We start from the raw sequence: 23,703 nt of genomic DNA on the forward strand, positions 1-23,703 counted from the left end.
CAACCGGGCGCGCGGGGAACTAGGCTGACCGGCATGCGTGAGGCTTACCATCTCGAACTCGGCAAACTCGCCGATCAACTGGCCGGCATGTGCGCGATGGTGGCCGAGGCCATGGAATCCGCCACCCGGGCCCTGCTCGACACCGACCTGGCCGTGGCCGAGCAGGTGATCAGCGGCGACGAGAAGATCGACGACGCCCGCTCGTCCTGCGAGGAGCACGCCTACGCGCTGCTCGCCCTGCAGGCGCCGGTGGCCACCGACCTGCGGACGGTGCTCGCGGCCATCCACGCGGCGGAGTCGCTGGAGCGGATGGGCGACCTGGCCCTGCACGTGGCCAAGGCGGCCCGGCGCAGGCACCCGGCCCCGGTCCTGCCGGAGCCGGTGCACGGCTACTTCGCCGAGATGGGCCGCATCGCCGTCGACCTCGCCCGCAAGGCCGAGACCGTCATCCGCACCCAGGACGTCGCCGCCGCGCGCGCCCTCGAGGACGCCGACGACGAGATGGACGACCTGCACCGGCACCTGTTCTCGGTGATCATGGACAAGGAGTGGCCGCACGGCGTCGCGTCCGCGGTGGACGTCACGCTGCTGGGCCGCTTCTACGAGCGCTACGCCGACCACGCCGTGTCGGTGGCCAAGCGCGTCGTGTTCGTCGTCACCGGTCGGATGCCCGGCTCGGGCGACGAGGACCTCTGACAGTCCACAACAGACAAACCCGAACCGCCCCGCCGACACCGGTGGGGCGGTTTTCCTTTCCCGCACCGAGTCCGGCCGCCACGCGGCACCACCGGCCGCGGTGGGTTGTGCGGGGGAGCGCGGAGATCGATACTCGGACCCGTGTCCCGCTGGCCGGTCGTCGTCGCGTTCGCCGCACTGGGTGTCTCCACCCAGGTCTGCTGGCTGGCCTACGCCGCGATCACCACCGCCACCGCGACCCACTTCGGCGTCTCCGATGCCGCCGTCGGCTGGCTGGCGAACCTGTTCCCGCTGCTGTTCGTGCTGCTCAGCGTGCCAGCCGGGCGGCTGCTGGACACCCGGCTGCGGCCCGCCCTCGCGCTCGCGGCGGTCCTGCTCGGCCTCGGCGCGCTGACCAGGGTCGCGGTCGACGCCTACTGGGCGGCGCTGCTCGGGCAGGGCCTCGCCGCCCTGGCCCAGCCGCTGGCCGCCAACGCCATCACCCGCGTCGCCGCGGCCTACCTCGAACCGCGGCACCGGCCGCTGGGCATCGCCGTCGGCGCGGGCGCCACCTACGTCGGCATGATCCTCGCCATCGGCGTGGGCACCGCCATCCCCGACGACGTGCCGCTGGTCGTCGCCGTGGGTGCCGGGCTGACCCTGGTCACCGTCGTCGCCGCGCTGTTCGCCCTGCGCGGGCGACCGCCGTTCGGGGTGGCGGTGCGGCGACCGCCGCCACTGACCGCCGTCGCCCGGCAACCGGGGGTGGGGCTGCTGGCCACCGTGGTGTTCGCGGGCATGGGCGTCTTCGTGGCGCTGGCGACCTGGCTGGAGCCGCTGCTCAAGCCCAGCGGGGTCGCCGCGGACGCGTCCGGGCTGCTGATGCTGACCATGCTCGTCGCCGGGATCGTCGGCTGCGCGGTCATCCCACCGCTGGCGGCGCGCAAGACCGCGGAACCCACCGCGCTGCTGGTCACCGGGGTGGTCACCGCGCTGGCGTGCCTGCTGCCGGCGCTCGCGCCGGGGGTGGCCACCGGGTTCGCCGCCGCGCTGCCGATCGGGTTCCTGCTGCTGGCCGCCCTGCCGGTCGCCCTGGCCCACGTCGAGCGCACCGCGGGCGACTCCGCCGGGACGGTCACCGCCCTGCTCTGGCTGACCGGCAACGCGGGCGGCGTGGTCGTGTCACTGGCCGCAGGCGCCCTGCTCGGCACCCCCGGACTGGCCTTCGGGCTGTTCGCACTGCTCGCCCTGGGCGCGGCGGGGCTCGCCCACTCGTTGCGCGCGGTGGATCGGGGCAAAACACTCCACTAGGTTCGAACGCGTGTGCTCAGAGCCGGTGTCACAGCCAGGTAACCGCCGGGGGGATGCGGACGCCGCGGCCGGTCCCGTGCGGTTGACTGTGTCGCCATGGGTGTCGAGCCACGGGGAGTCCGGTTGGTGACCACCGCACCACCGGAGACCACCGCGCCGTCGCCCCTGCGCCGGGTCGCCAGGTCGGCCACCACCACCCCCGGCAGGCTGTCGGTGATCTGGGCCGGGCTGCTGCTGCTGACCATCGCCACCGGCATCGTCTCCGCCGTCGCCACCCAGGCCAAGCAGGACACCCTCGACGAACTCCTCACCCAGCGCGAACCCCTCGCCGCGGTCGCCCAGCAGATCTTCCGGTCCCTCTCCGACGCCGACGCCACCGCGGCCAGCGCCTTCCTCTCCGGCGGTGTCGAACCCCCCGAGCTGCGCGCCCGCTACGAACTCGACATCGCCACGGCGGGCGAGGCGGTCGGCGCCGCCTCCTCCGACCTGGGCGACGACCCGGTGGCCGCCGGGTACGTCAGCACCCTGTCCCGGCAGCTACCGGTCTACACCGGACTCGTCGAGACCGCCCGCGCCAACAACCGCCAGGGCTTCCCCGCGGGCGCCGCGTACCTGCGCGAGGCGTCCGGGCTGATGCGCTCGAAGATCCTCCCCGCCGCCGAACAGCTCTACGGCATCGACCACCAGCGCCTGCGAGCCGCCCAGGACGAGGCCCGCGCGCTGCCGTGGGGGCCGGTCGCGCTCACCGCGGCCCTGCTGGTCGCCCTGCTCGCGGCCCAGGTCCACCTGACCCGCAGGACCAACCGGCTGCTCAACGTCGGCCTGGTCGTGGCCACCGCGGCGGTGGTCGTGGCGGTCGCCTGGGCGTCGGTCGCCCTGCTGCTGGCCGCCGACCGGGTCGACGACGCCCAGCGCAACGGCTCCGCCCAGGCCGACGTCCTCGTGCACGCCCGCATCAACGCCCTCAAGTGCCGGGCCGACGAAACCCTCACCCTCGTCGCCCGCGGCGACGGCCCCGGCTACGAGGCCGAGTGGCAGCAGCTCGCCGCCACCCTCACCGGCGACGGCCGCGACAACCTCCTGCGCCAAGCCCAGGACCTCGCCCCCACCGACGCCGTCCGCCAGGCCGTGGACAACGCCTCGGCCTGGCAGGGCGCCCACCGCAGAATCCGCGAACTCGACGGCAACGGCCAGTACGAGGAAGCGGTCACGGTCGCGGTCGGCCAAGCCCCCGACAGCGCCGCCACCACCTTCGCCGCCCTCGACGACAACCTGCGCACGGCCATCGACGCCGCCCGCGCCGAGTTCGCCACCCAGACCACCGGGGCCGCCCAGGTCACCACCGGCCTCACCGCGGGCGTGGCCCTGCTGACCACGGTCGCCGCCGCGGGCATCTCCGCGGGCATCCGCGAACGCCTCCGCGAGTACCGATGACCCCGACCCCGCGACCCGGCCCCGCCCACCCGCCCCCGGCGGACCCGCCCGCGAGCACCCCAGCGGGCGGTGGTGCCCGCTCGGCGCGCGTGGTGGGGGTCAACGACGCGGCGGGCACGGGTGGTGCGGCGGAAACCGGCGGCCCGGTGCGGATCGGTGGCGAGATGGAGGTCGGCGGCACGGTGGGGGTCGGCGGTGTGGTGGGGACCGACAGCGCGGTGGTCACGGGTGGCGCGGTGAGGGTTGGTGGTGCGGTGGAGGTCGGTGGAGCGCCGGGTATCGGCGGAGTGGTCGGGGTGCGCGGGTCGGGTGGGGCGGTCGGGGTGCGGGCGGTCGGGGGGAGCGGGGCGCGGATGCGGCGGGTGGCGGTGCTGGCGGTCGCGGTGGCGTTGGCGGTGACCGCGTGCGGGGGCGGCGCGGTCCCGGTGGACCGGGTCGACGTGCGGTCGGTGGAGCGCCCGCAGCCGGTGGGGGTGGAGGTCAACCCGCCGACCAGCACCGGCGCGACCGCCGCCGTGCCCCCGTGCGACCCGACGGCGAGCCTGCGGCCCGCCGGGAAGCCCACGCCCGGCCTCATGCCCGCGGGCACCACCATGCGCGCCATCCAGGACCGCGGCAGGCTCATCGCGGGCGTCGACCAGAACACCTTCCTCTTCGGCTTCCGGGACCCCACCACCAACGCCCTCACCGGCTTCGACATCGACCGGGTCCGCGAGATCGCCGCCGCCATCTTCGGCGACCCCGACCGCGTCCAGTTCAAGGTCATCACCTCCGCCGAGCGCGTCGACGCCCTCAAGCGCGGCGACGTCGACATCGTCGTCCGCACCATGACGGCCACCTGCGCCCGCTGGGCCGACATCAACTTCTCCGCCATCTACTACACCGCGGGCCAGCGCGTCCTGGTCGAGAAGTCCTCCCCCATCACCGCCGTCGACCAACTCGGCGGCAAGCGGGTCTGCGCGGCCAAGGGCTCCACGTCCATCACCAAGCTGCGCGACTCCCCCGCCCCACCGGACCTCCTCGCCGTCGACAACTGGTCGGACTGCCTGGTGCTGCTGCAACAGGGCCAGGTCACCGCGATCTCCACCGACGACACGATCCTGGTGGGGATGGCCGCCCAGGACCCGAACGTGAAGATGGTCGGCCCGCGGTTCACCGAGGAGCCGTACGGCATCGGCATCCCCAAGCAGAGCGAGGACATGGTGCGCTTCGTCAACGCCGTGCTGGAGGACTCCATCCGCACCGGTTCCTGGACCGCCAGCCACAACCGCTGGCTCGACGGCTCCGGCCAACCCGCCAACCCCCCGGTCGCCCGGTACCGGGACTGACCATGACCCACAACCCGGACCCCCACAGCGGCCACCTCCCCCCACCCCCCTGGGACCAGCCGCCCCCCGACCCCGCGAGCGCCCAGCCCCCGGGGCAGCACCGACCCACCCCCGGCGCCCACCCGCGCCCGGGACAGCAGTCCCGGCCGTCCTTCCCGGGCCCGGAGCTGAGCGGTGGACAGCCACCGCACCACCCCGGACAGCCCCGACCGCAACAGCCAACCTCGGACGAGCCCACCGGTCCCCCACCGCAGGACCAGCGCCCGCCGTACCCCGGCAACCGCCCACCGCAGCAGAACCCGGCGGAATCCACCAGCCCCCAGCACAGGCAGCCCCCGAGCGGGCACCCACACCCGGACCAGGGCGCAGGCCCCCACCGCCCAGTGCCGCCATTCCAGCCGCACCCCCACCCCCGCCCGGCAAACCCGGCTGAGCAGACCGGGTTCCAGCCTCGCCCGGCGAATCCGGTTGAGCAGACCGGGTCCCACTCCCGCCCGGCGAACTCGGCGGAGCGGACCGGTTCTCAGTCTCGGCCGGTGAATCCGGCGGAGCAGAGCGGTTCCCGGTCTCGGCCGGTGAATTCGGCGGAGCAAACCGGGTCCCAGCCTCGGCCGGTGAATCCGACTGAGCAGGGTATGCCTCAGTCCCGCCCGCTCTCACCGCCCTCCGCTCCGAACTCGCCTGCCCCCGGTCCGGGTGGCCACCACCCCGCCCCGGCCCCGAACCGCCCCGGCCCACCCAACCCGGCCGAGTCCACCGATCCGCAGCCGCGCCCCTCCGAGCGCGGTCGCCACGGCAGGCGAAACCCGATCGAGCCTCCCCCGCCTCGGCCGGAGCACCCCGGCAGGCCTCGGCCGAAGCAGCCGGGCCAGCCCCACTCCGCCCACCCCGCCCAGCCGGGCCAGTTCCACCCCGCTCAGCCGGGCCAATCCGGTGCCGCCCAGTCAGGCCAGCCCCGGCCCGGGCAGGCAGGCAGGCCGCACCCCGCCCAGCCGAGCCAGTCCAACCCGGCCCAGCCCTGGTCCGCCCAGCCGAACGCACCCCACCCCGACCGGTTCCGCCCCGCGCAGCCGGCCCCACCCGGCCCCACCTTCCACGACGACTTCCGGGGCCACGACCAGCCCACCAGCGTCCTGGAGATCCCCACCCTCACCCAGAGCATCGAACCCCCGCCCCCCGTCGAGGAGCCCGAGCCCACCCCGACCCCCGACCCGTCCGGTTCCCAGCCCTCGACCGGTTCCGGTTCGTTCCCCGGCACCGGCAGGCGCACGGCTTCCCGCGCCGCGGGCCGGGGCAGGCTCGGGGCGGGGTTGGTCGAGGTCCCCGTCGTCCCGGTGAAGGACCCGGCCAGCGCTGTCCTGGACGACCCGGTGGTCGCCGAGAACAAGCGGTTCTGCAACAGTTGCGGTGCCGAGGTCGGTCGGGGTGGGCCGCCGGAGGGGGTGTGCGGGACCTGCGGGCAGGCGTACAACTTCCGCCCCCGCCTGTTCCGCGGTGACCTGGTCGGTGGCCAGTACGAGGTGCTGGGCAGCATCGCCTACGGCGGTCTCGGGTGGATCTACCTGGCCAAGGACCACAACGTCAGCGCCCGCTGGGTCGTGCTCAAGGGCCTCATCGACACCGGTGACGCCACCTCGATGGCCTCGGTGGTCGCGGAGCGGCGGTTCCTGGCCGAGGTCGAGCACCCGAACGTGGTGAAGATCTACAACTTCGTGCAGCACCCGGACCCGAACACCGGGTCGCTGGTGGGGTACATCGTCATGGAGTACGTGGGTGGGCAGTCGCTGCGGCAGTTGGCGCTGGAGCACCACCGGGAGACCGGGCGGGCGGAGCCGCTGCCGATCGGGCAGGTGATCGCCTACGGGTTGGAGATCCTCCCCGCGATCGGGTACCTGCACAGCATCGACATGCTCTACTGCGACCTCAAGCCGGACAACGTGATCCAGACCGGCGAGCAGCTCAAGCTGATCGACCTGGGCGCGGTCCGCAAGACCGACGACTACGAGAGCCCGCTGTTCTTCACCGCCGGGTACGCCGCCCCCGAACTGGCCACCGAGGGCGCCACCGTCGCCTCCGACATCTACACGGTCGGGCGGACGTTGGCGGTGCTCAGCATCGAGTTCGCCGGGTACACCACCCGCTACCGGCACACCCTGCCCGGTCCGGACGCCGAACCGCTCTTCGCCCTCTTCGGCAGCTACCACCGGGTCCTCAAGCGCGCCACGCACGCCGACCCGTTGCGCCGCTTCACCTCCGCCGGGGAGATGGCCGACCAGTTGACCGGGGTGCTGCGCGAGGTGATGGCGCTGGGCACCGGCAGGCCGAGGCCCGGTCTGTCCACCGTGTTCAGCGTGGACACCCGCTCCTTCGGCGCCTCGGTGGCCGGGGAGGGCGCGGACGTGCTGCCCGCCCCGGCGCCCGCCGAGGTGGCCAGCGTCCTGCCGCTGCCGCTGGTCGACACCGACGACCACGCCGCGACCGTGCTGGCGAGCATCACCGCCACCGAGCCCGCCGAACTGGTCGCCGCCCTCAACAGCGCACCGCGCGACTCCATCGAGGTGCGGTTGCGGCTGGTCAAGGCCCGGATGGAGCAGGGTGACCTGCGGGCGGCCCACTCGGAACTGGTGGCCGCGCGCAGGCTCGCCACCGACCCGGCCGAGTGGCGCCCGGACTGGTTCGACGGCTTGGTGGCCCTCGTCTCGGGCAACCCCGCGGCCGCCCGCGACGCCTTCGACCGGGTGTACGACGCGGTGCCGGGGGAGTTGGCGCCGAAGCTGGCCCTGGCCGCGAGCCACGAGCAGTCCGGTGACCACTTCGCCGCCGCCCGGTTCTACGAGTTGGTGTGGCGCACCGACCACTCGGTGGTCAGCGCCGCCTTCGGCCTGGCCAGGGTCTACCTCGCCCAGGGCGCCCGCGGCAGCGCCATCGAGGTGCTGGACCAGGTCCCGGACACCTCCAGCCACCACCTCAGCGCCCAGATCGCCGCCATCAAGATCAAGGCCCGGGCAGGTGAACCGGACGGCCAGGCGCACGTGACCGAACCCGAACTCCACGACGCCGCCAAGCGGCTGGAGCGCCTGACCCTGGACGCGGAACGCCGCACCCGCCTCGCCGCGGACGTCCTCGAAGCCGCCCACGGCTGGGTCGGGGCGGGCAAACCGGGTGCCGACCCGGCGAACCACCACCGCACCGTCCTCGGCTGCGCACTGTCCGAACGCGAACTGCGCTTCGGCCTCGAACACTGCTACCGCACCCTGGCCCGCCTGGCAGGCACCCCGGAACAACGCCATGCCCTGGTCGACCAGGCCAACTCCATCCGCCCCCGGACGATCACCTGAACCTCACCGGCACAACGGCCGACCACCCCGCCAACCGCAGTCCCGCCACGAGCACCACCAACAGGTCCCGGGTTTCCGAGGCGCGCCCGCCGGATCAGCTCACCCCAACTCGATGATCGAGATGTCCGGCGGCGCCCCGACCCGCACCGGCGGCCCCCAGAAACCGGCCCCGTTGGTCACGTAGAGCCAAGTGTCGTCCACTTTGGACAACCCGGAAACCGCGGGCTGCTGCGCCCGCACCGCGTAGTGGAACGGCCACATCTGCCCGCCGTGCGTGTGCCCGGACAACTGCAGGTCGACCCCGGCCGCCGCCGCGTCCTCGACCTGCACCGGCTGGTGCGCCATCAGCACGGTCGGCGTCCCCTCGGGCCTGCCGAGCAGCGCGCGCGGGATGTCCGGGGAGTCGTCGAAGCCCTTGCCGGTCACGTCGGTCACCCCGGCCAGCGTCAACCGTCCGCCCGCGACCGCGGTGTGCTCGTTGTGCAGGTAGTTCAGCCCGAGCCGTTCCAGTTCCCCGACCCACTGCTCGTACCCGCTGTAGTACTCGTGGTTGCCGGTGACGAAGAACGTGCCCTCGCGGGAGACCAGGTCCCGCAGCGGTGCCGCCGCCTCGCCCAGTTCCGCGACCGACCCGTCGGCGAGGTCGCCGACCACGGCGACCAGGTCCGGCTGCGTCTCGTTGATCATCCGCACGATGCGCTCGGTGTGCGCCCGCCCGGAGATGGGTCCCAGGTGGATGTCGGACACGACCGCGATCCGGTACCCGCGCAGCGCGGCCCCGCCCACCGGCACCGGCACCCGCTTGACCAGTGGCGGGCTCAGCGCCGAGACCATCCCGGACCCGACGATCCCGGCCGAGGCGACCCCGGCCACCACCGCCGTGGTCCGCGCCAGGAACAGCCGCCGCCCCTCGTCCACCGCGGGCGCGACCGGGGGGTCCGCGGTGGGCTCCGCAGCCGGTTCCACAGCGGACTCGGCGGCGACCCGGGCCGGGACCGGGGTGGGCGCCGCGCGCAACCACCCGCGCAACAGCAGTTTCGGGATCTCCAGGACCAGCAGTATCAGCAGCAGGTACATGAACATCGCCAGCCAGATGTAACCCGGCCAGGAGAACCACGCCGCCTCGGCAGGCCCGACCACCCTGGTCAGCGACAGCGTCGCCGCCACCAGCAGCGCGAGCACACCCAGCACGACCGTGCCGACCACCCGCCCCCGGCGGGAACGGGTGGTGTCGCGCACCAGCCGTTTCCAGAGGTACCAGTGCAGCAGCACGACCAGCAGGCCGATGAGGGCGAAGAACATGGCGCCAGCCTACGGATTGAGCTCCACCGACCGGCGGGTGAGCAGCTCGGGGTTGTCCGCGATCTTCGCCAGGTCCTCCGGCCTGCCGTTCTCCAGGAAGTGGCTCAGCTTGACCTGCACGAACAGCGCCCGCGCGCGGACGGCGACGGTCCCGTCCTCGGCGTCGAGCCGCCCCTCGGCGGACACGTAGACCTTGCGCCCGGCGACGCCGTCGAGGTGGGCGTCGATGAACAGCGTGGTGCCCACCGGCACCGGTCGGACGAACTCGGTCTCCAGCTTCGCCGTGACCGCGGGCTTGCGCAGCAGGTTGCCGACGGCGGCGCCGAGCGCCTCGTCGAACGCGCAGGCCAGCAGGCCGCCGTGGGCCAGGCCGGGGGCGCCCTGGTGCGCCTCGGTCACGGTGAACCGGGAGCGGATGGTGACGCCCTCGCAGGCCGAGGTGCGGATGTGCAGGCCCTGCTCGACGCCGTCGCCGCAGCCGAAGCAGTAGGCGTAGTGCTGGGGCAGGTCCGCGCCCGGTGCGGGCGCTTCCGGGTGGCGCTGGGGTGCTTCGGTCGGCACCGGCGGCCACACCTCGGTGGTGGTTCGACTCATTACCGAAGAGTAACTTACGTCCCGCGCACCCGCCTTGACCGGCTGAGCAGCGCCGCTGGCCCCGGCCCCCGGCCGGTCGCAGGCTGGGGCGGTGGACGAGGACACCACCGACGTGGTCGAGGCCGTGCGGCGCTGCTCGGAACTGGCCGACGCGCTGGCCCGGCTGGTGCTCGGCGACCCGGGACCGGCTCCGCCGCCCCGGTGCCGGAGGTGACACCGCGGTGACCGCCCCGCTGCGCTCGCCGCCCGCGGATCGACCGGTCGCCGTCACGGGGGGTGATCGATTGTGCGGACGTCACCCGCGGGGCAGTATTGCCCACCTGAGCGTGCGTTGTGCCCAAGTGTGCACAAGCACGGGGCTGGAGTGGAACCGGGACGGCCACCACGCCAGTCTGTTACCTGACGGAGGCGGTTCGAGCGGGGCCTCCAGCGGCGGCGTGGGAGGAAGCATGACGCGGGTTCGCACCATGGCGGAGGCCGAGGCGCTGGCGAAGCGGCACGGCGCCCGACCGGAGGCCCACCTCGTGCCCGGGCGGGTGCGTGCGGCCGAGCGCGGTGACCACCGGGTCGAGGGCGAGGACATGGACGGGCTGGAGATCAGCCCGGACGAGCTGCGCCGCGCCGAGGGCAAGCTCGCCCAGCTCCAGGAGGACCTGGTGGCCCGGCTGCGCGACGCCATCGCCCTGTCGGACCCGCTGCACGACGGCAGCGGCCCGGTCGCGGGCCCGATGCGCCAGACCTTCCTCAACCGCGCCGACGAGCAGAGCGGGGTCGTCGCCGCGCTGGTCGACTACATCGAGGAGATCGACGAGGTGCGCCGCACGATGAACGAAACCCTCGCCTCCTACACGCAGACCGACGAGTCGCAGGCCGAGGCGTTCCGCCAGGTCGAGCAGCGCATCCCGGTCCTGCCCGCCGTCGAGTCGGGGGAGCGGGCCTGATGCGCTACGACAAGGACCGCGAGGGCGAGTACTACTCCGAGGCCCACCCGCCGAGCCGCAGCGAACGGGAGCGCGCCGAGCGCCGCAAGCGCTTGCAGCAGCGCAACAAGGAGTTCAACGACTTCACCCACATCCGGTGGGACGCCTACACCCACCCCACCCTCTACAACATGATCATGAAGGCCAAGCCGGAGCAGCTCGGCGAGCGCGCCAGGTCCTGGGCCGAGCTGGCGGAGAAGATCACCGGCACCACCGGCGAGGTCAGCCGGGTCGTGGGCGGGCTGATGGGCGCCTGGCGCGGTCCGGCCGCGGTGCGCGCCGCCGAGTCCAACACCCGCCTCACCCAGTGGGCCGACGAGGCCGGGCACACCGCCTCCAGGATCGGCGCGGGCCTGTCGGACTACACGACCACGATCATACGGGCCCAGGCCGCCATGCCCGAGCCGGTGTACTACTACGCCGAGCGCAACTTCATGGCGGGCTACGACGTCAAGGTCGGCGGCGACCCCGCCAGCGCGGTCATGCTCAAGCAGATGACCGACGACCAGGCGCCCAAGCTGGAGGAGCGCAACGCGGCCAAGGCCGAGGCGGTCCGGGTCATGCGGGCCTACGCGGACCGCAGCCAGGAGGTGTCGCGGGACCTGCCGGTGTTCACCCCCAAGCCGGACAACCAGCCCACCGCGCCCCCGGTCTTCCCCGAGCGCCCCGAGGTGGTCGTCCCACCGGTCACCCCCCGCAGGCCCCCGTCCCCGGTGCCGCCCCCGCCGCACGACCCCGACGGCCCCACGACCCCCGGCGACCCCGACTGGGACAGCACCACCCCGTCCTTCGACGGCGGCACCTCAGGCGGCCCCGGTGGCACGGGCGGTGCGGGCGGCCACGGCAGCGGTTACGGAGGCACGGGCTTCGGCGGTGCGGGCGGCGGTTACGGCGCAGACGGCACCCGAGGCCCCGGCGGTGTCTCGGTGGGCGCGGGCGGCTTCGGTCCCGGTGGCTTCGGACCCGGTGGCTTCGGACCCGGTGGCGGCGGCGGCCCCGGCGCGGGTGGCCCCGGCGCCGCCGAGGCGGGTGCGGGCGGCCGTGGCGCGGGCGCCGGTGCGGGCGCGGGCCTGGCCGCGCGCGGAGCGGCGGGCGCCTTGGCCGCAGAGTCCGCGATGGGCGGCCGCGGCGGCACCTCCGGCATGGTCCCCGGCATGGCGGGCGGCGCGGGCGCCCCCGGCGCGGAGGACGAGGAGCACAAGGACAAGTACGGCGAGGGCACCGACTTCTTCGACGACCTGCCCCCCGCCTACCCGTCGGTCTTCGGCGCGTGACCGGCTACCACGCCGACCCCGGCGAACTCGCCGCCGCCTCGGCCAGGCTCCGCGACACCGCCGACACCCTGGCCGAGGTGCGCCTCGACGCCACCGCGACCACACCGGTCGGCCCCCCGGACCTCGCGGCAGCGCTGACCGCCTTCACCACCGAAGCCCAAAGCGCCCTGACGACCACCACGTCCGCCATCACCGAAGCCGCGGCGGGCCTGCATGCGGCCACCAACGCCTACACCGACACCGAGGTAGACGCCACCGCCGCCCTCACCCGCCACCTCCGCGACTGACCATGCCCCCGGCTGTCCACACCGCACCCGGAGTTGTCCACACCCCCCTCGCTGGCACGCCGGAATCGTCACCCCCACCCGGTAACGTGGAAATGGGGGGTCCCCAGGGCCGGATGATCTTGTTCGGGCTCGGGCTCGGGTTTGGGCTGGGGGGCGGAGCCGGAGTGCGGTCTGGCGCTGTGTGCGCAGCAGGTGCTGCGGGGGGTGCGCAATCTGTCGGGGCAGTGGGTGCTGGGGCTGCGCGAGCTGTTGGGGCGGTGCGTGTCGCTGGGGGTGTGCGTCTTCTCGGGGCTGTTCGGGATCGGCGGGGTGTTCGAGGTTTCAGGGTGGGGCGGGCTCCTGGGGTGTGTTCTGCAAAGCCCGGTTGTTTGTTGGTGGTGCCCGGCTGGGTGGATGTGTTTGGCCGGGGCCCCTATGGCGATCATGTGCTCCAGTGCGTCAGGTGGGGCTGAAAAGATGCCCCACCGCCCAGAGAGGCTGTCACATGATCGCCACCCCCGGCCAAACACATCCACCCACCCGGGCAGTTGGCTCGCCGGGCCGGCGGTTTGGTGGGTGGTCGGCTGGGCAAGCACCTCCACCCACCCGGGCAGGGCCGTAGCCGGGCTGGCGGTTTTCGGGGTAGTCGGCTGGCCGCGCACCTCCACCTACCCGGACAGTTGGCTTGCTGGGCCGGTGGTTTGGTGGGTGGCTGGCTGGCCGCGCAGGTCCGCCCACCCGGGCGTTTCCGTAGTCGGGCCGCCGGTTTTGGGGGTGGTCGGCTGGCCGCGCATGTCTGCCCACCCGGGGGTTTCCGTAGTTGGGTTGGCGGTTTGTGGGGTGGGTGGCTGGCCGCGCACATTCACCCGCCCGGGCGTTGGCTCGCCGGGCAGGCGGTTCGTGGGGCTGGCTTTCAGGAACGGCCCTGGGGGCAGGCGAACCGGTGTGGTGGGGCGGGTTGTCGGTGTGGGGCGGCGGGTTGGGGTGGCTTGTCCGGGTTTGGTTTCGGGTGGGGAGGGGGCGTGGTGAGCGCTTATCGCGGGTTGGGGTTCGACCCGGTGCCGGGCGACCCGGATGCGGCGGTGGCCGCTGCCGGGGGGTTCGTGGCCGCGGCTGAGGCGTTGGGGCGGGTGGAGCCCGCGGTGCGGCGGGCGCGGGAGGTCACCGGGGGGTGGGTGGGGGCTGCGGCGGAGTCGTTCGCGGGGGCGCTGGGGCGTGTTCCGTCTGATGTGGAGGATCGGGTGGAGCGGTTGCGGCGGGCGGCTGAGGTGTTGTCGGGGTGGGCCGGGGTGGTGGGTGGGAACCGGCGGGCGGCGGCTGACTTGGATGCGGAGGCCCGGAAGGTGCGGGGGCGGATCTCGGCCGCCGAGGATGACGTGCACGCTGCGCGCAACAACTTGGACTTGGCCGCTACGCCCGCGGCTGCCGCGGTGGCCGGCATGGACCACGCGACCGCCGAGTCCACCCTCGCCGCCCTGCGGTCGCGGTTGGACGAGGTGTTGCGGGCCGCCCGTGCGCTTGCGGAGGAGCACCAGCGGATCGCGTCCACCGCGGCTGCCGAGTTGGACGCCCTGCGGGGGGTGTCCGCCCCGGCCGGGCCCGTTGGCGCTCGCGGTATGGTCCCCGTGCTGGACGGGCTTTCCGGGGCCACCGCTGCCCTCGCCCGGCTGTTCTCGCCCGCTGGCGGGAGCGGGGTCCGGCCGACCGGGGCGGCGGGGGCGTTCGCGGGGGCGTTGGTCCCCGCGCAGGTCAGTCGGGAAACGATCGTCCTCGTCGAGGCGCCGACCCGTGGACCGCGGCGGTGAAGCTGGCCGCTGTTCCCGGCGTCACACCGGTTTCGCTGGTCAGTCCCGAGCAGACCGCCGAGGAGTTGGCCGCGCTGATGGTGCGCGCCCGTGGGCCGGAATCCGCCCACGACCCGGGGTTGCGGCAGTCCGCGGTGGAGGCTGCCGAGCTGGCGCACGCCAACGGGGCCGGGTTGGTCGCCGTGGTCGAGCACGCCGCCGCCGACCCCGCGGTGCTGGTGGCGCTGGTGGTGGTGAGCGACGTGCCGCACGGGGTGGGCGCCGCGGCGGAGCTGCGGGAGTACCTGGAGGCGGCGGCCGGGCCGGACATCCAGGACGTGACCGAGGCGCGGACCGAGCGCGGGCACCCGGTGGTGATCGCCGACCGCATCCCGGCCGGGGAACCCGGGTGCCAGTTGCAGGCGATCGTGATCGAGCCGGAGGGGCGGCGGATGGCGGTGTTCACCCTGCACTCCACGACTGGTCGCGGGTGGCTGGAGTTGGCCACGACGTTGGGGCGGTTGGTGTCGTCGGTGTCTTTCGCGTAAGCCCTGCGCATCGCCGGGGTTGGCCTCAAGATCTGCCTGCCGCGTTTTGAGAGCCCGGTTTTGGTGTTGGCGGGTGCCCGGGTGGGTGGTTCTTGGGGTGGCTTGTAGGACCTAGGTGCCCAGCACTTCGTCGCGGTAGTCGCGGGGGGTTTGGCCCACTGCTTTGCGGAAGGTTCTGGAGAAGTGGGCGGCGTTGGCGAAGCCGCACTGGCGGGAGATCTCGCCGATTCCCCGGACGCCGAGGGCTGGGTCGGCGAGGAGTTCTTTCGCGCGTTCCACCCTGAGGGTCCTGATGCGGCCGGAGACGCCGTCGCCGTCGTCGAAGAGTTGGTAGAGGCGGCGGCGGGAGATGAAAAGGGCTTCGGCGATGCGTTCGGCGGTGAGGGTGGGGTCGGACAGGTGTTCGCGGATGTACTCGGTGGCCGCTCGGCGGCGGGTGGCGAGGGCGTCGGCGCGGTCGAGTTCGGTGCGCAGGGCGGTGCGCAGGACCAGTTCGGCCAGGCCGAGGAGGTAGGCCTTGGCGCCGTGCGGGTCGAGGGTTTCGGCGACGGCGAGCAGGTGGGCGACCGAGGTGGCGAACAGGGATTGCAGGCCCCGCTCCACCGGCACCTGGCGGAACAGCAAGGGGCGCAGCTCACCGAAGTCGACCGAGAGCTTGTGGGTGGCGACCGTCAGCAGGACCATGCCCTGGCGGTCGCCGGGGTGGACCCGCAGTTCGCAGTCGCCGAAGCCGATGGTGGTGCCCGCGGGGGGCAGGTGGCGCGGGAGGGTGGCGCGCATGAGCAGTTGCACCCGGTCCGGGTCGGCCCTGGTCTTGCCGCCGCGGGCGGCGTCGAGGGCCTGGCGGGCGGCGGTGGCCCCGGAGGAGCGCACGACCAGGTACCCGGCGGCGACCTCCTCGGGCTCCGCCGGGGCCGCGGCGGGGGAATGGCCCAGCACCGGGGACAGCGCGGCGAAGCGGCTCACCGGGCCACAGTAGCCACCGCGCGACCCGGGGGCGTAGTGATCAGCCGAGGCAGGGGCCCGGCGGTGCGGTGGTGGGCTGAGACGGGCACGGAACGCGGGGACGCGGTGGTGGGTGGGCACGGGTGCTGAGGCAGGGCGCCCGGGGTGCGGGGACGGACGGGGCGGGCGTCGAGGCGAGGCGCCCGGGGCGTGGGGATCGGTCACGACGGGTGCCGAGGCAAGGGGCCCGGCGGTGCGGTGGTGGTCGAGGCGGGGCACCGGGAATCTGGGGCGCGGTGGTCGGGCCAGGCAGGCGTCGAGGCCGAGCACCGGGGATGCGGTGGTCGTTCCAGATAGGTGCCGGGGGAGGGAACCGGGGGCGTGGTGGTCGGTCGAGACAGGCGTCGAGGCGAGGGACCTGGGGCGAGGTGGGGCGAGACGGGGGAGGGGTGGGCGGCCACCCGGCCGCCCACCCCTCCCCCGGATCGATCAGTTGCTGCTGGCGGACATCGTGGACCACTTGTCCCAGGTGATGGCCCAGTCGTAGATGTCGCCGTCGACCGCGCTCAGTTGCTGGTTGCTGCCGGTGATCTCCACCGGGTCGCCGACCAGGACCGAGTCGAAGTACAGCTTGGCGTTGGCGGGGGCGAGGTTGATGCAGCCGTGGGAGACGTTGGCCTTGCCCTGCTGCGGGATGGAGGGGGCGTAGCCGTGGATGAACTCGCCGTTGTTGGAGATGCGCACCGCCCAGGGGACCACGACGTTCTCGTAGTCGTACTTGGGGTTGGTCATCGCGTAGGTGGAGTGCTTGCTCATCACCACGTGCGTGCCGCTCTTGGTGACCCGGCCCGGGTCGGACTCCAGGCCCATCGACGCCGGGAAGTCGGCCGTCTGCACCCCGTCGCGGAAGACGAGCACGCGGTGGGTCTGGGTGTCGGCCTTGACGACCTGGGAGCGGCCGATGGCGAAGGAGGAGGTGACGTCGGCTCGGCCGTAGCTGCCCGCGCCGAGGTCGCGGCCGTAGATGTCGACCGTGACCTTCACCTGGGTGCCGGGCTTCCAGTACTCCTTGGGCCGCCAGTGCACCCGGCGGTCGTCGAGCCACGCCCACGCCCCCTCGGTGGGGACCGAGGTCTCCACCGCGAGCGCCTGCTCGGCCGCGACCTTGTCCTTGACCGCCGCGTCGAAGGTGACCGCGATCGGCATGGCGACGCCGTAGGTCTGGCCGTCGCCGGTGTTGAGGCTGGCGCCGACCTGGCGCTTCGGCTTGGCCGTGGTGAACGCGCCCGCCAGGGCGACCGCCCTGCCGTCGTCGCCGGTGGCCGAGCCCGACCAGGTGTAGGTCTTGCCGTAGCCGAGGTCCTCGGCGACCGCCCATGACGTGCGGTCGGCCGAGAGGGTGCCCTTGACCTGCTTGCCCTCCGGGTTGGTCAGCGACACCGTCTCCAGCGCGCCGTCGACCACCGTCACCGTGACCGGCCCGCCGGGGCCGACGTCCACCGCGCCCGCCGCCGGGGAGGTGGTCACCGCGGCCGCCTTGGCCACGCTCTGCTCCGCGGCGGGTTGTTCCCCGCCGCCGCCCGCGGTCGATGCCGCGCCCCCGCTCGTGCAGCCCCCCAGGGCCAGCGCGGCGACCAGGCCCGCGCCCAGCAGCGTCGCCGGGAACCAGCGCCTCCGCTTGTCCATGTGCGTTTCCCTTCCCCCATTGCCTGTGCACCCGTAACGACGTGGCGGACCTCTCGGAAGTTGACCGGGAACACTGTGACACGCAACACATTCAATGGAATTTCGGCGCAGTTCGCCTCGCGTTCGAAGTGCGATGCGACCATTGCGGAGCGTGCTCACCCACATCACCCGCATGGCCCAGCCGAGCGCCCGTCAGGCAGTAGTGCGCCGGGGTTTCGCTCGATACGATTTGCCGTGCAGGCCGTAGTTTCTGTGTTCGTGCTTACACGCTCGCGGAACGAGAACGCGGGCGCGCTGCTTTCCCGCTGTAGTGGGCGGGAGTATCGCCCGGGGGCGGCCCGGGGCTGCATGGTGCAGCCCCAATGCTCCTGCGTTGGAGGCAGGTTTATGGCACAGGGCACTGTCAAGTGGTTCAACTCGGAAAAGGGCTTCGGCTTCATCGCGCAGGACGACGGCGGTGCCGATGTCTTCGTGCACTACTCCGAGATCCAGTCCAAGGGATTCCGCACGCTGGAGGAGAACCAGCGCGTCGAGTTCGAGGTCGGCCAGGGCACCAAGGGGCCGCAGGCCACGAACGTCATCCCGCTGTAGTCATCTGCTGTTAGTCGGCCGCGCGGGAGCGGCACCGACCTGACGACGAGGAGCCCCGGTCCGCCTGCGGACCGGGGCTCCTCGGTGTGGGTGTCGGGGGTGGCGGACCGGGTTCAGGACTGCGACTGCTTGAGCTGCTGCGCTTCCCACTCCAGCCGCTGCATGACCCACTCCTGGGCCAGTGCCATCGGCGAGGTGTTGCGGTACGCGGCGATCTCGCGCAGTTGCTCGTTGGCGACCAGCGGCAGGCGGAGCTGGTGCACCTCGGCGCTGCCGAAGCGGCGGCCCGACCCCGTGGTCTCCACGTCGCTGTCCGGGGACAGCGCGGCGAGGTAGTTCTCGAGGTCGTTGTCGGGGAGGTCCTGCTGCTCCTGCTCCCGCAGCGGGCCGCGCTGGCGTCCCGAACTGGTGCCGTCTGCCTTGGGGTCAGGGCGGCTGCGTCCGAAAGAGGGAAAAGGCACGGGCACAGGATAACGAACGGGTTGCGGCGGTTCCGCACCTGTGACCTGGACCACGTGTGGCGGTGCGGACGGTTTGCCCGCGCCACCGCGCTGACCTGCGCGGATGCCTTCCCGAACAGGGAGAGGCCCCCGCGCCAGGGGGAGGAGCGCGGGGGCCGGAGGGGATCTCCACAGGTGCTGACCGGGGGGTGTCAGCACGTCGATTGTTGCACGCGCACGCGTTTCCGGCGAGGTCCGGACGTGTATTTTCCTCAGCGAATGTTCACCCGGATTTCGCCTTGACGGGTGAGGTGTTCACCCGCCGGGCACGGTCAGCCCGCGGCGGCCCGGAAGCCGCGCAGCCGCAGGCTGTTGGACACCACGAACACGCTGGACAGCGCCATCGCCGCGCCCGCGATCATCGGGTTGAGCAGGCCCAGGGCCGCCAGCGGGATGCCCGCCACGTTGTAGGCGAACGCCCAGAACAGGTTGCCCCGGATGGTGCGCAGCGTGCGCCGCGACAGCCGGATCGCGTCCGCGGCCAGCCGCAGGTCGCCGCGGACCAGGGTCAGGTCGCCCGCCTCGATCGCCGCGTCCGCCCCGGTGCCCATGGACAGGCCCAGGTCGGCGGCGGCCAGCGCGGGCGCGTCGTTGACCCCGTCGCCCACCATGGCCACGACCTCGCCCGCCTCCTGCAACCCGCGCACCGCGGCCACCTTCTCCGCGGGCAGCACCTCGGCGATCACGTCGGCCTCGGCGGTGATGCCCACCCGGGCCGCGACAGCCCGCGCCACCCGCTCGTTGTCGCCGGTCAGCAGCACCGGGCGCAGGCCGAGTTCGCGCAGGGCGCGGACGGCGTCCGCGCTGGACTCCTTGACCGTGTCGGCCACCGCGATCAGGCCCAGGATGCGCCCGCCCGCCGCCGCGGCGACCACGGTGTGCCCGCGCTCCTCGGCGTCGGCCTTGGCCCCGGCCAGCGCCTCGATCCCGGCGACGCCGTGCCCGGCCAGCAACCGGGGCCTGCCAACCACCACGTCCTCGCCGTCGACCAGGCCGGTGACGCCCAGGCCCTCGGTGTTGCGGAAGCCCTCGACCGGTGGCAGCGGACCGGCCTCGGCGGCGTGCGCGGCCACCGCGCGGGCGATCGGGTGCTCCGAGCCCGCCTCGACCGCGCCCGCCAGCCGCAGCAGCCGGGCCGGGTCGACCCCGTGGGCGGCGACGACCTCGACCACCGACATCCGCCCGGTGGTGACCGTGCCCGTCTTGTCCAGCACGACGGTCGTCACCCGGCGGGTCGACTCCAGCACCTCCGGGCCCTTGACCAGGATGCCGAGCTGCGCGCCCCGGCCGGTGCCGACCAGCAGCGCGGTCGGCGTGGCCAGGCCCAGCGCGCACGGGCAGGCGATCACCAGCACCGCCACCGCCGCGGTCACCGCCGCGTCCGCCTCCGCCCCGGTGAGCAGCCAGCCCAGCAGGGTCAGCAGCGCGATGCCCAGCACGACCGGGACGAACACCGCCGAGACCCGGTCGGCGAGCCGCTGCACCCGCGCCTTGCCGGTCTGCGCCTGCTCCACCAGCCGGGCCATCTGGGCGAGCTGGGTGTCCGCGCCGACCCTGGCCGCCCGCACGACCAGGCGCCCGCTGGTGTTGAGCGTGCCGCCGACGACCGCCGAGCCCGGCCCGACCTCCTCGGGCACCGACTCGCCGGTGACCAGCGACCGGTCGACCGCGGAGGCTCCCTCGACGACCGCGCCGTCGGTGGCGACCTTCTCCCCCGGCCGCACCACGAACAGGTCGTCGACCCGCAGCCGCGCCACCGGGACCCGGGTCTCCACCCCGTCGCGCAGCACGGCGACGTCCTTGGCGCCCATCGCCAGCAGCGCCCGCAGCGCGGCCCCGGCCCGCCGCTTCGACCGGGCCTCCAGCCAGCGCCCCAGCAGCAGGAACGCGGTGACGCCGACAGCCACTTCGAAGTAGATGTCGGCGGCGCCGTGGTCCCCGCGCGGCAGCAGGCTGAACTCGTGCCGCATGCCCGCCACGCCCGCGCCGCCGAACAGCAGGGCGTACACCGACCACAGGAACGCCACCGCGACGCCCATCGACACCAGCGTGTCCATGGTGGCCGCGCCGTGGCGCAGGTTCACCGCCGCGGCCCGGTGGAACGGCCACGCGCAGACCGCGACCACCACGGCCGACAGCGCGAGCGCCGCCCACTGCCAGGTCGGGAACTGCCACGCGGGCACCATCGAGACCACCACGACCGGCACCCCGAGCACCGCGGCGAGCAGGAACCGCTCGCGCAGCTCCCCGGCCTCGTCGTCGTGGGCGGAGTCCGCCTCCGCCGGGTCCGGCCGCTCCTCGGCGACCGGGGCGGCGGTGTAGCCCGCGGCCTCGACCGTGCCGACCAGGCGGTCCAGCGCGAACCCGGTGGGGGCGGTGACGGTGGCGCGCTCGGTGGCGAAGTTGACCGAGGCGCGCACGCCGTCGAGCTTGTTCAGCTTGCGCTCGACCCGGTTGGCGCAGGAGGCGCAGGTCATCCCGCCGATGTCCAGCTCGACGGTGTCGATGGCGTGCTCGGTGGTGGTCATGGGATTCCCTCGGGTCGGTGCGGGCTGGTGGGGCGGGGCTCAGCCCGCGAGCTGGTACCCGGCCTCGGTCACCGCGGCGGCGACCGAGGACCGGTCCAGCTCGGTGGCGCTGGTGACGGTGACCGCCCCGGTGGGCAGGTCGACCGCGACGTCGGTGACACCGGGCAGCTCGGACAGCTCCTCGGTGACCGAGCTGGCGCAGTGGCCGCAGGTCATGCCGGTGACGGTGTAGACGGTCTGCTGGGACACGGGTGGTGCCTTCCTCTGGGGGCTTGCCTCTGTGGGACTTGCCTCTGTGCTGCTTGCCGGGTCAGGAGCGGACGAGCCGGGCGATCGCGTCGGCGGCCTCGCGCACCTTCGCCGCGGCGGCGGCGTCGCTCTCCCTGGCGGCGTCCACGACGCAGCTCGCCATGTGCTCCTCCAGCAGTTCGAGGGCGAACGCCTGCAGCGCCTTGGTGGCGGCGGAGACCTGGGTGAGGACGTCGATGCAGTAGCTGTCCTCGTCGACCATCCGCTGCAGGCCGCGGACCTGCCCCTCCACCCGGCGCAGCCTGCGCAGGTGGGCGTCCTTCTTGGCGCTGTAGCCGGGGGCGTGCTCGTGCTCCATGCCTCCAAGATACCCATGGGGGGTAGGGGTTCCGCAAGCGGACGGTGTGCGAGGCGGCGCACATGGGGCCGAACGGGTGAAGGGGGCGGTCGGAGAATGCCGGTCGTTGTCACAAAGCGTCGGGAAAACCGATCACTTTAGGCAACCCAAGGTGTGGACCGGTTCACTCGCCGGGGGGCTGCGACAACGCCGACTTCTCTCATAGCCTCACGCCAGACAAAAAGCCGGGGAGGCAACAATGAGCGGGTCACTCGAAGTCCGGAGCTTCCTTCTCCAACAGGACAGCATGGGCTCGGCCGGGCAGTACCCCGGCGGCGTCCCCGCACCGCGCTCCGGGGAGTCCGCCCGGGTCTCCGACGAGCAGGTCCGCCGGGCCAGGCTGGCCGTGGCGCGCAGCGCCGTGGACGCCGGGGACTGCCGTGAGCTGCTGGAAATGCTCGGCCTGGTCGACGGCGAGGACGGGGTCCCGCCGGTCCGCCGCTGACCGCCCGCACCCCCGGGAACGGCGTCCGCCGACGCCGTTCCCGGTATGAGCAACCCATTTCGGCGCGCTATACCGAATGCGTGCCGGTGAATAGCGGACACCCTCGACTCGGCCCTCGTGGACCATTGCGGATTCCGGCCATTCCGTGACACCGTTGCCCGCGTGACCGCCGTCTCCGTCGCCGCCGAGACCCGCGCCGTCGTCCAGCGCCTCGGCGGCGCCTTCATGACCTCAGCCGAACTCGCCGAGCAGGAGGCCGCCGCGGGGCAACCCGCGAACACCCTCTACTTCAGCGGCCGCGCCGCCGCCCTCGGCGCCCCCACCCCACTGGTCGCCGCCGAGACCTTCGGCATCTTCCCGCCCAGGATGGTCGAGCTGCTGCTCTCCCGCGCCACCCTGCTGCCCGAGGCCGCCCTCGCCGCCTACTGCGAAGCCCTCTGGCAGTGGTCGCGCACCCACCTGGCCCACGCCACCACCCCCGACCGCACCGCCGACCTGCTGCTGGCGGTCGTCGACGCCGCCGACGCCAGCGGCCTGCCCCTCTTCGCGGGCCTGCGCGCCGCCCCGCGCCCCACCGACGGCCCCGAACGCCTCGGCCACGCCCTGATGCTCTTCCGCGAACTGCGCGGCGGCCTGCACTTCGCCGCCCTCCGCGCCTGCGGCGTCCCGCTGCCCGCCGCCGTCGTCGCCGACCCCGGCGCGGGCCCCGACCGGCTGCCGCTCATCGGCTGGCGCCCCGAGGCGATCACCGGGCTCGTCGCCACCGCCAAGGCGATCCCCAACCTCACCGTCCGCTGGGAAGCCGCCGAGGACGCCACCAACCTCCGCACCGACGAACTCCTCGCCGCCCTCGACCCGGCCGACCGCACCGAGCTGCACCAGGCCCTGCTCGCCCTGGAGTGAGGTTCGCGCAGGTCAAACCCTGTTTGGTACCCCGGATTTCGGTGGCTGGACGGTGTGCCCTAAGCTAATCTTGCTTCCAGCGACACCGAGCAAGCAGCACCTGGGCTCCCATCGTCTAGCGGCCTAGGACTCCGCCCTTTCAAGGCGGCAGCGCGGGTTCGAATCCCGTTGGGAGCACGCAACACCGGTAAGGTAAGGTTCCACCAGCAGTAGAGCAAGGCCCTGTGGCGCAGTTGGTTAGCGCGTCGCCCTGTCACGGCGAAGGTCGCGGGTTCGAGTCCCGTCAGGGTCGCTCGCTTTGGCGCGCCCATGCTCACGGAGTGCGTGAGCATGGGCGCTCGCCATTGCACTGGGGGGCGACCCCCCAGACCCCCACGGTGCGTGGGGTTGCTGAACCAGCGTGGTGCTGTTGTATTGGATCAGTGCTTCGCACTTTTATACGGCCAGGTAGCTCAGTTGGTACGAGCGACCGCCTGAAAAGCGGTAGGTCGGCGGTTCGACCCCGCCCCTGGCCACAGGAGTTGAGCGCCCGTTCCGGGATTCCGGGGCGGGCGTTCTGCGTTGGGGGAGAGGGCGTGGTGGTCCTACGCTACGCGAGCAAGCACTGACCCACGGGATCGGGTGA

The 23,703-nt window shown here is 73.3% G+C and carries 22 protein-coding genes and 3 tRNA genes; 17 read left to right on the forward strand and 8 right to left on the reverse strand.

Going from position 1 to position 23,703, the window contains the following annotated elements; all coding sequences use genetic code 11:
* Positions 1–33: 33 nt before the first annotated feature.
* From phoU to UO65_RS10510, 5 genes are all read left to right on the forward strand, one after another.
* Entirely contained in the window at positions 34–696 is a 663-nt protein-coding gene (gene phoU, locus UO65_RS10490) for a phosphate signaling complex protein PhoU (RefSeq protein ID WP_035281160.1), read from the forward strand.
* Positions 697–837: 141 nt separating this feature from the next.
* Positions 838–1,986, forward strand: a complete 1,149-nt coding sequence (locus UO65_RS10495; RefSeq protein WP_052020991.1) for an MFS transporter — start codon at positions 838–840, stop codon at positions 1,984–1,986.
* A 126-nt stretch (positions 1,987–2,112) separates the two neighbouring features.
* A complete protein-coding gene (locus UO65_RS10500) occupies positions 2,113–3,420 on the forward strand; it encodes a hypothetical protein (RefSeq protein ID WP_035281162.1) in 1,308 nt (435 codons plus the stop codon).
* The gene (locus UO65_RS10505) at positions 3,417–4,748 is read left to right on the forward strand and encodes a glutamate ABC transporter substrate-binding protein (RefSeq protein WP_324608963.1); all 1,332 of its coding nucleotides are present in this window, start codon (positions 3,417–3,419) and stop codon (positions 4,746–4,748) included. The genes UO65_RS10500 and UO65_RS10505 overlap by 4 nt, the downstream gene beginning before the upstream one ends.
* 635 nt (positions 4,749–5,383) lie before the next feature.
* Entirely contained in the window at positions 5,384–8,086 is a 2,703-nt protein-coding gene (locus tag UO65_RS10510) for a serine/threonine-protein kinase (RefSeq protein WP_233427521.1), read from the forward strand.
* 99 nt (positions 8,087–8,185) lie between these two features.
* Here UO65_RS10510 and UO65_RS10515 read toward each other — a convergent pair whose 3' ends face one another.
* A complete protein-coding gene (locus tag UO65_RS10515) occupies positions 8,186–9,388 on the reverse strand; it encodes a metallophosphoesterase (protein ID WP_035281164.1) in 1,203 nt (400 codons plus the stop codon).
* Between the two features lie 9 nt (positions 9,389–9,397).
* Positions 9,398–9,982: a PaaI family thioesterase gene (locus UO65_RS10520; RefSeq protein WP_035281166.1), complete on the reverse strand. Its 585-nt coding sequence runs from the start codon at positions 9,980–9,982 to the stop codon at positions 9,398–9,400.
* Positions 9,983–10,073: 91 nt separating this feature from the next.
* On the opposite strand from UO65_RS10520, the gene UO65_RS38590 reads away from it, so the two are divergent.
* The 6 genes from UO65_RS38590 (at position 10,074) to UO65_RS10545 (ending at position 14,834) form a co-directional block, all read left to right on the forward strand.
* Complete coding sequence (locus UO65_RS38590) at positions 10,074–10,196, forward strand: hypothetical protein (RefSeq protein WP_267880594.1); 123 nt, start codon at positions 10,074–10,076, stop codon at positions 10,194–10,196.
* Between the two features lie 235 nt (positions 10,197–10,431).
* Entirely contained in the window at positions 10,432–10,923 is a 492-nt protein-coding gene (locus UO65_RS10525) for a hypothetical protein (protein ID WP_110079363.1), read from the forward strand.
* On the forward strand, positions 10,923–12,236 hold the full coding sequence (locus tag UO65_RS33200) for a PPE domain-containing protein (protein ID WP_052020993.1): 1,314 nt from the start codon (positions 10,923–10,925) through the stop codon (positions 12,234–12,236). Before UO65_RS10525 ends, UO65_RS33200 begins: the two co-directional genes overlap by 1 nt.
* The gene (locus tag UO65_RS10535) at positions 12,233–12,523 is read left to right on the forward strand and encodes a hypothetical protein (RefSeq protein WP_035281170.1); all 291 of its coding nucleotides are present in this window, start codon (positions 12,233–12,235) and stop codon (positions 12,521–12,523) included. Before UO65_RS33200 ends, UO65_RS10535 begins: the two co-directional genes overlap by 4 nt.
* 1,004 nt (positions 12,524–13,527) lie before the next feature.
* Positions 13,528–14,307: a hypothetical protein gene (locus UO65_RS10540; protein ID WP_152552048.1), complete on the forward strand. Its 780-nt coding sequence runs from the start codon at positions 13,528–13,530 to the stop codon at positions 14,305–14,307.
* Positions 14,304–14,834 carry a hypothetical protein gene (locus UO65_RS10545; protein WP_035281175.1) on the forward strand — a complete coding sequence of 177 codons (531 nt, stop codon included), beginning with the start codon at positions 14,304–14,306 and terminating at the stop codon, positions 14,832–14,834. Before UO65_RS10540 ends, UO65_RS10545 begins: the two co-directional genes overlap by 4 nt.
* A gap of 111 nt (positions 14,835–14,945) precedes the next feature.
* Here the strand turns inward: UO65_RS10545 and UO65_RS10550 are convergent, their stop codons facing one another.
* Both UO65_RS10550 and UO65_RS10555 read right to left on the reverse strand, forming a co-directional pair.
* Positions 14,946–15,800 carry a helix-turn-helix transcriptional regulator gene (locus UO65_RS10550; RefSeq protein ID WP_233427522.1) on the reverse strand — a complete coding sequence of 285 codons (855 nt, stop codon included), beginning with the start codon at positions 15,798–15,800 and terminating at the stop codon, positions 14,946–14,948.
* Positions 15,801–16,268: 468 nt separating this feature from the next.
* The gene (locus tag UO65_RS10555) at positions 16,269–17,465 is read right to left on the reverse strand and encodes a L,D-transpeptidase (protein WP_035281177.1); all 1,197 of its coding nucleotides are present in this window, start codon (positions 17,463–17,465) and stop codon (positions 16,269–16,271) included.
* Between the two features lie 387 nt (positions 17,466–17,852).
* Between UO65_RS10555 and UO65_RS10560 the strand changes: the two genes are divergently transcribed.
* Positions 17,853–18,056, forward strand: coding sequence for a cold-shock protein (locus UO65_RS10560; protein ID WP_035281179.1), 204 nt, complete (start codon positions 17,853–17,855; stop codon positions 18,054–18,056).
* Between the two features lie 113 nt (positions 18,057–18,169).
* Here UO65_RS10560 and UO65_RS10565 read toward each other — a convergent pair whose 3' ends face one another.
* The 4 genes from UO65_RS10565 to UO65_RS10580 form a co-directional block, all read right to left on the reverse strand.
* Entirely contained in the window at positions 18,170–18,517 is a 348-nt protein-coding gene (locus UO65_RS10565) for a hypothetical protein (protein WP_052020998.1), read from the reverse strand.
* Positions 18,518–18,828: 311 nt separating this feature from the next.
* Positions 18,829–21,084 carry a heavy metal translocating P-type ATPase gene (locus tag UO65_RS10570; protein WP_035281181.1) on the reverse strand — a complete coding sequence of 752 codons (2,256 nt, stop codon included), beginning with the start codon at positions 21,082–21,084 and terminating at the stop codon, positions 18,829–18,831.
* 39 nt (positions 21,085–21,123) lie between these two features.
* Positions 21,124–21,333: a heavy-metal-associated domain-containing protein gene (locus UO65_RS10575; protein ID WP_035281183.1), complete on the reverse strand. Its 210-nt coding sequence runs from the start codon at positions 21,331–21,333 to the stop codon at positions 21,124–21,126.
* A 61-nt stretch (positions 21,334–21,394) separates the two neighbouring features.
* Complete coding sequence (locus tag UO65_RS10580) at positions 21,395–21,691, reverse strand: metal-sensitive transcriptional regulator (protein ID WP_035281185.1); 297 nt, start codon at positions 21,689–21,691, stop codon at positions 21,395–21,397.
* 238 nt (positions 21,692–21,929) lie between these two features.
* Between UO65_RS10580 and UO65_RS10585 the strand changes: the two genes are divergently transcribed.
* The 5 genes from UO65_RS10585 to UO65_RS10605 all read left to right on the forward strand — a co-directional run bounded on the left by UO65_RS10585 (position 21,930) and on the right by UO65_RS10605 (position 23,593).
* A complete protein-coding gene (locus UO65_RS10585) occupies positions 21,930–22,175 on the forward strand; it encodes a hypothetical protein (protein WP_035281188.1) in 246 nt (81 codons plus the stop codon).
* Between the two features lie 162 nt (positions 22,176–22,337).
* Positions 22,338–23,078, forward strand: a complete 741-nt coding sequence (locus UO65_RS10590; protein WP_035281190.1) for an SCO6745 family protein — start codon at positions 22,338–22,340, stop codon at positions 23,076–23,078.
* 104 nt (positions 23,079–23,182) lie between these two features.
* Positions 23,183–23,255, forward strand: a tRNA-Glu gene (locus tag UO65_RS10595).
* 41 nt (positions 23,256–23,296) lie between these two features.
* Positions 23,297–23,370: transfer RNA gene (locus tag UO65_RS10600), tRNA-Asp, on the forward strand.
* A 149-nt stretch (positions 23,371–23,519) separates the two neighbouring features.
* A tRNA-Phe gene (locus UO65_RS10605) sits at positions 23,520–23,593 on the forward strand.
* Positions 23,594–23,703 lie beyond the last annotated feature (110 nt).

Origin of the sequence: Actinokineospora spheciospongiae, assembly GCF_000564855.1 — a bacterium.
In the GTDB taxonomy this organism is placed as follows: domain Bacteria; phylum Actinomycetota; class Actinomycetes; order Mycobacteriales; family Pseudonocardiaceae; genus Actinokineospora; species Actinokineospora spheciospongiae.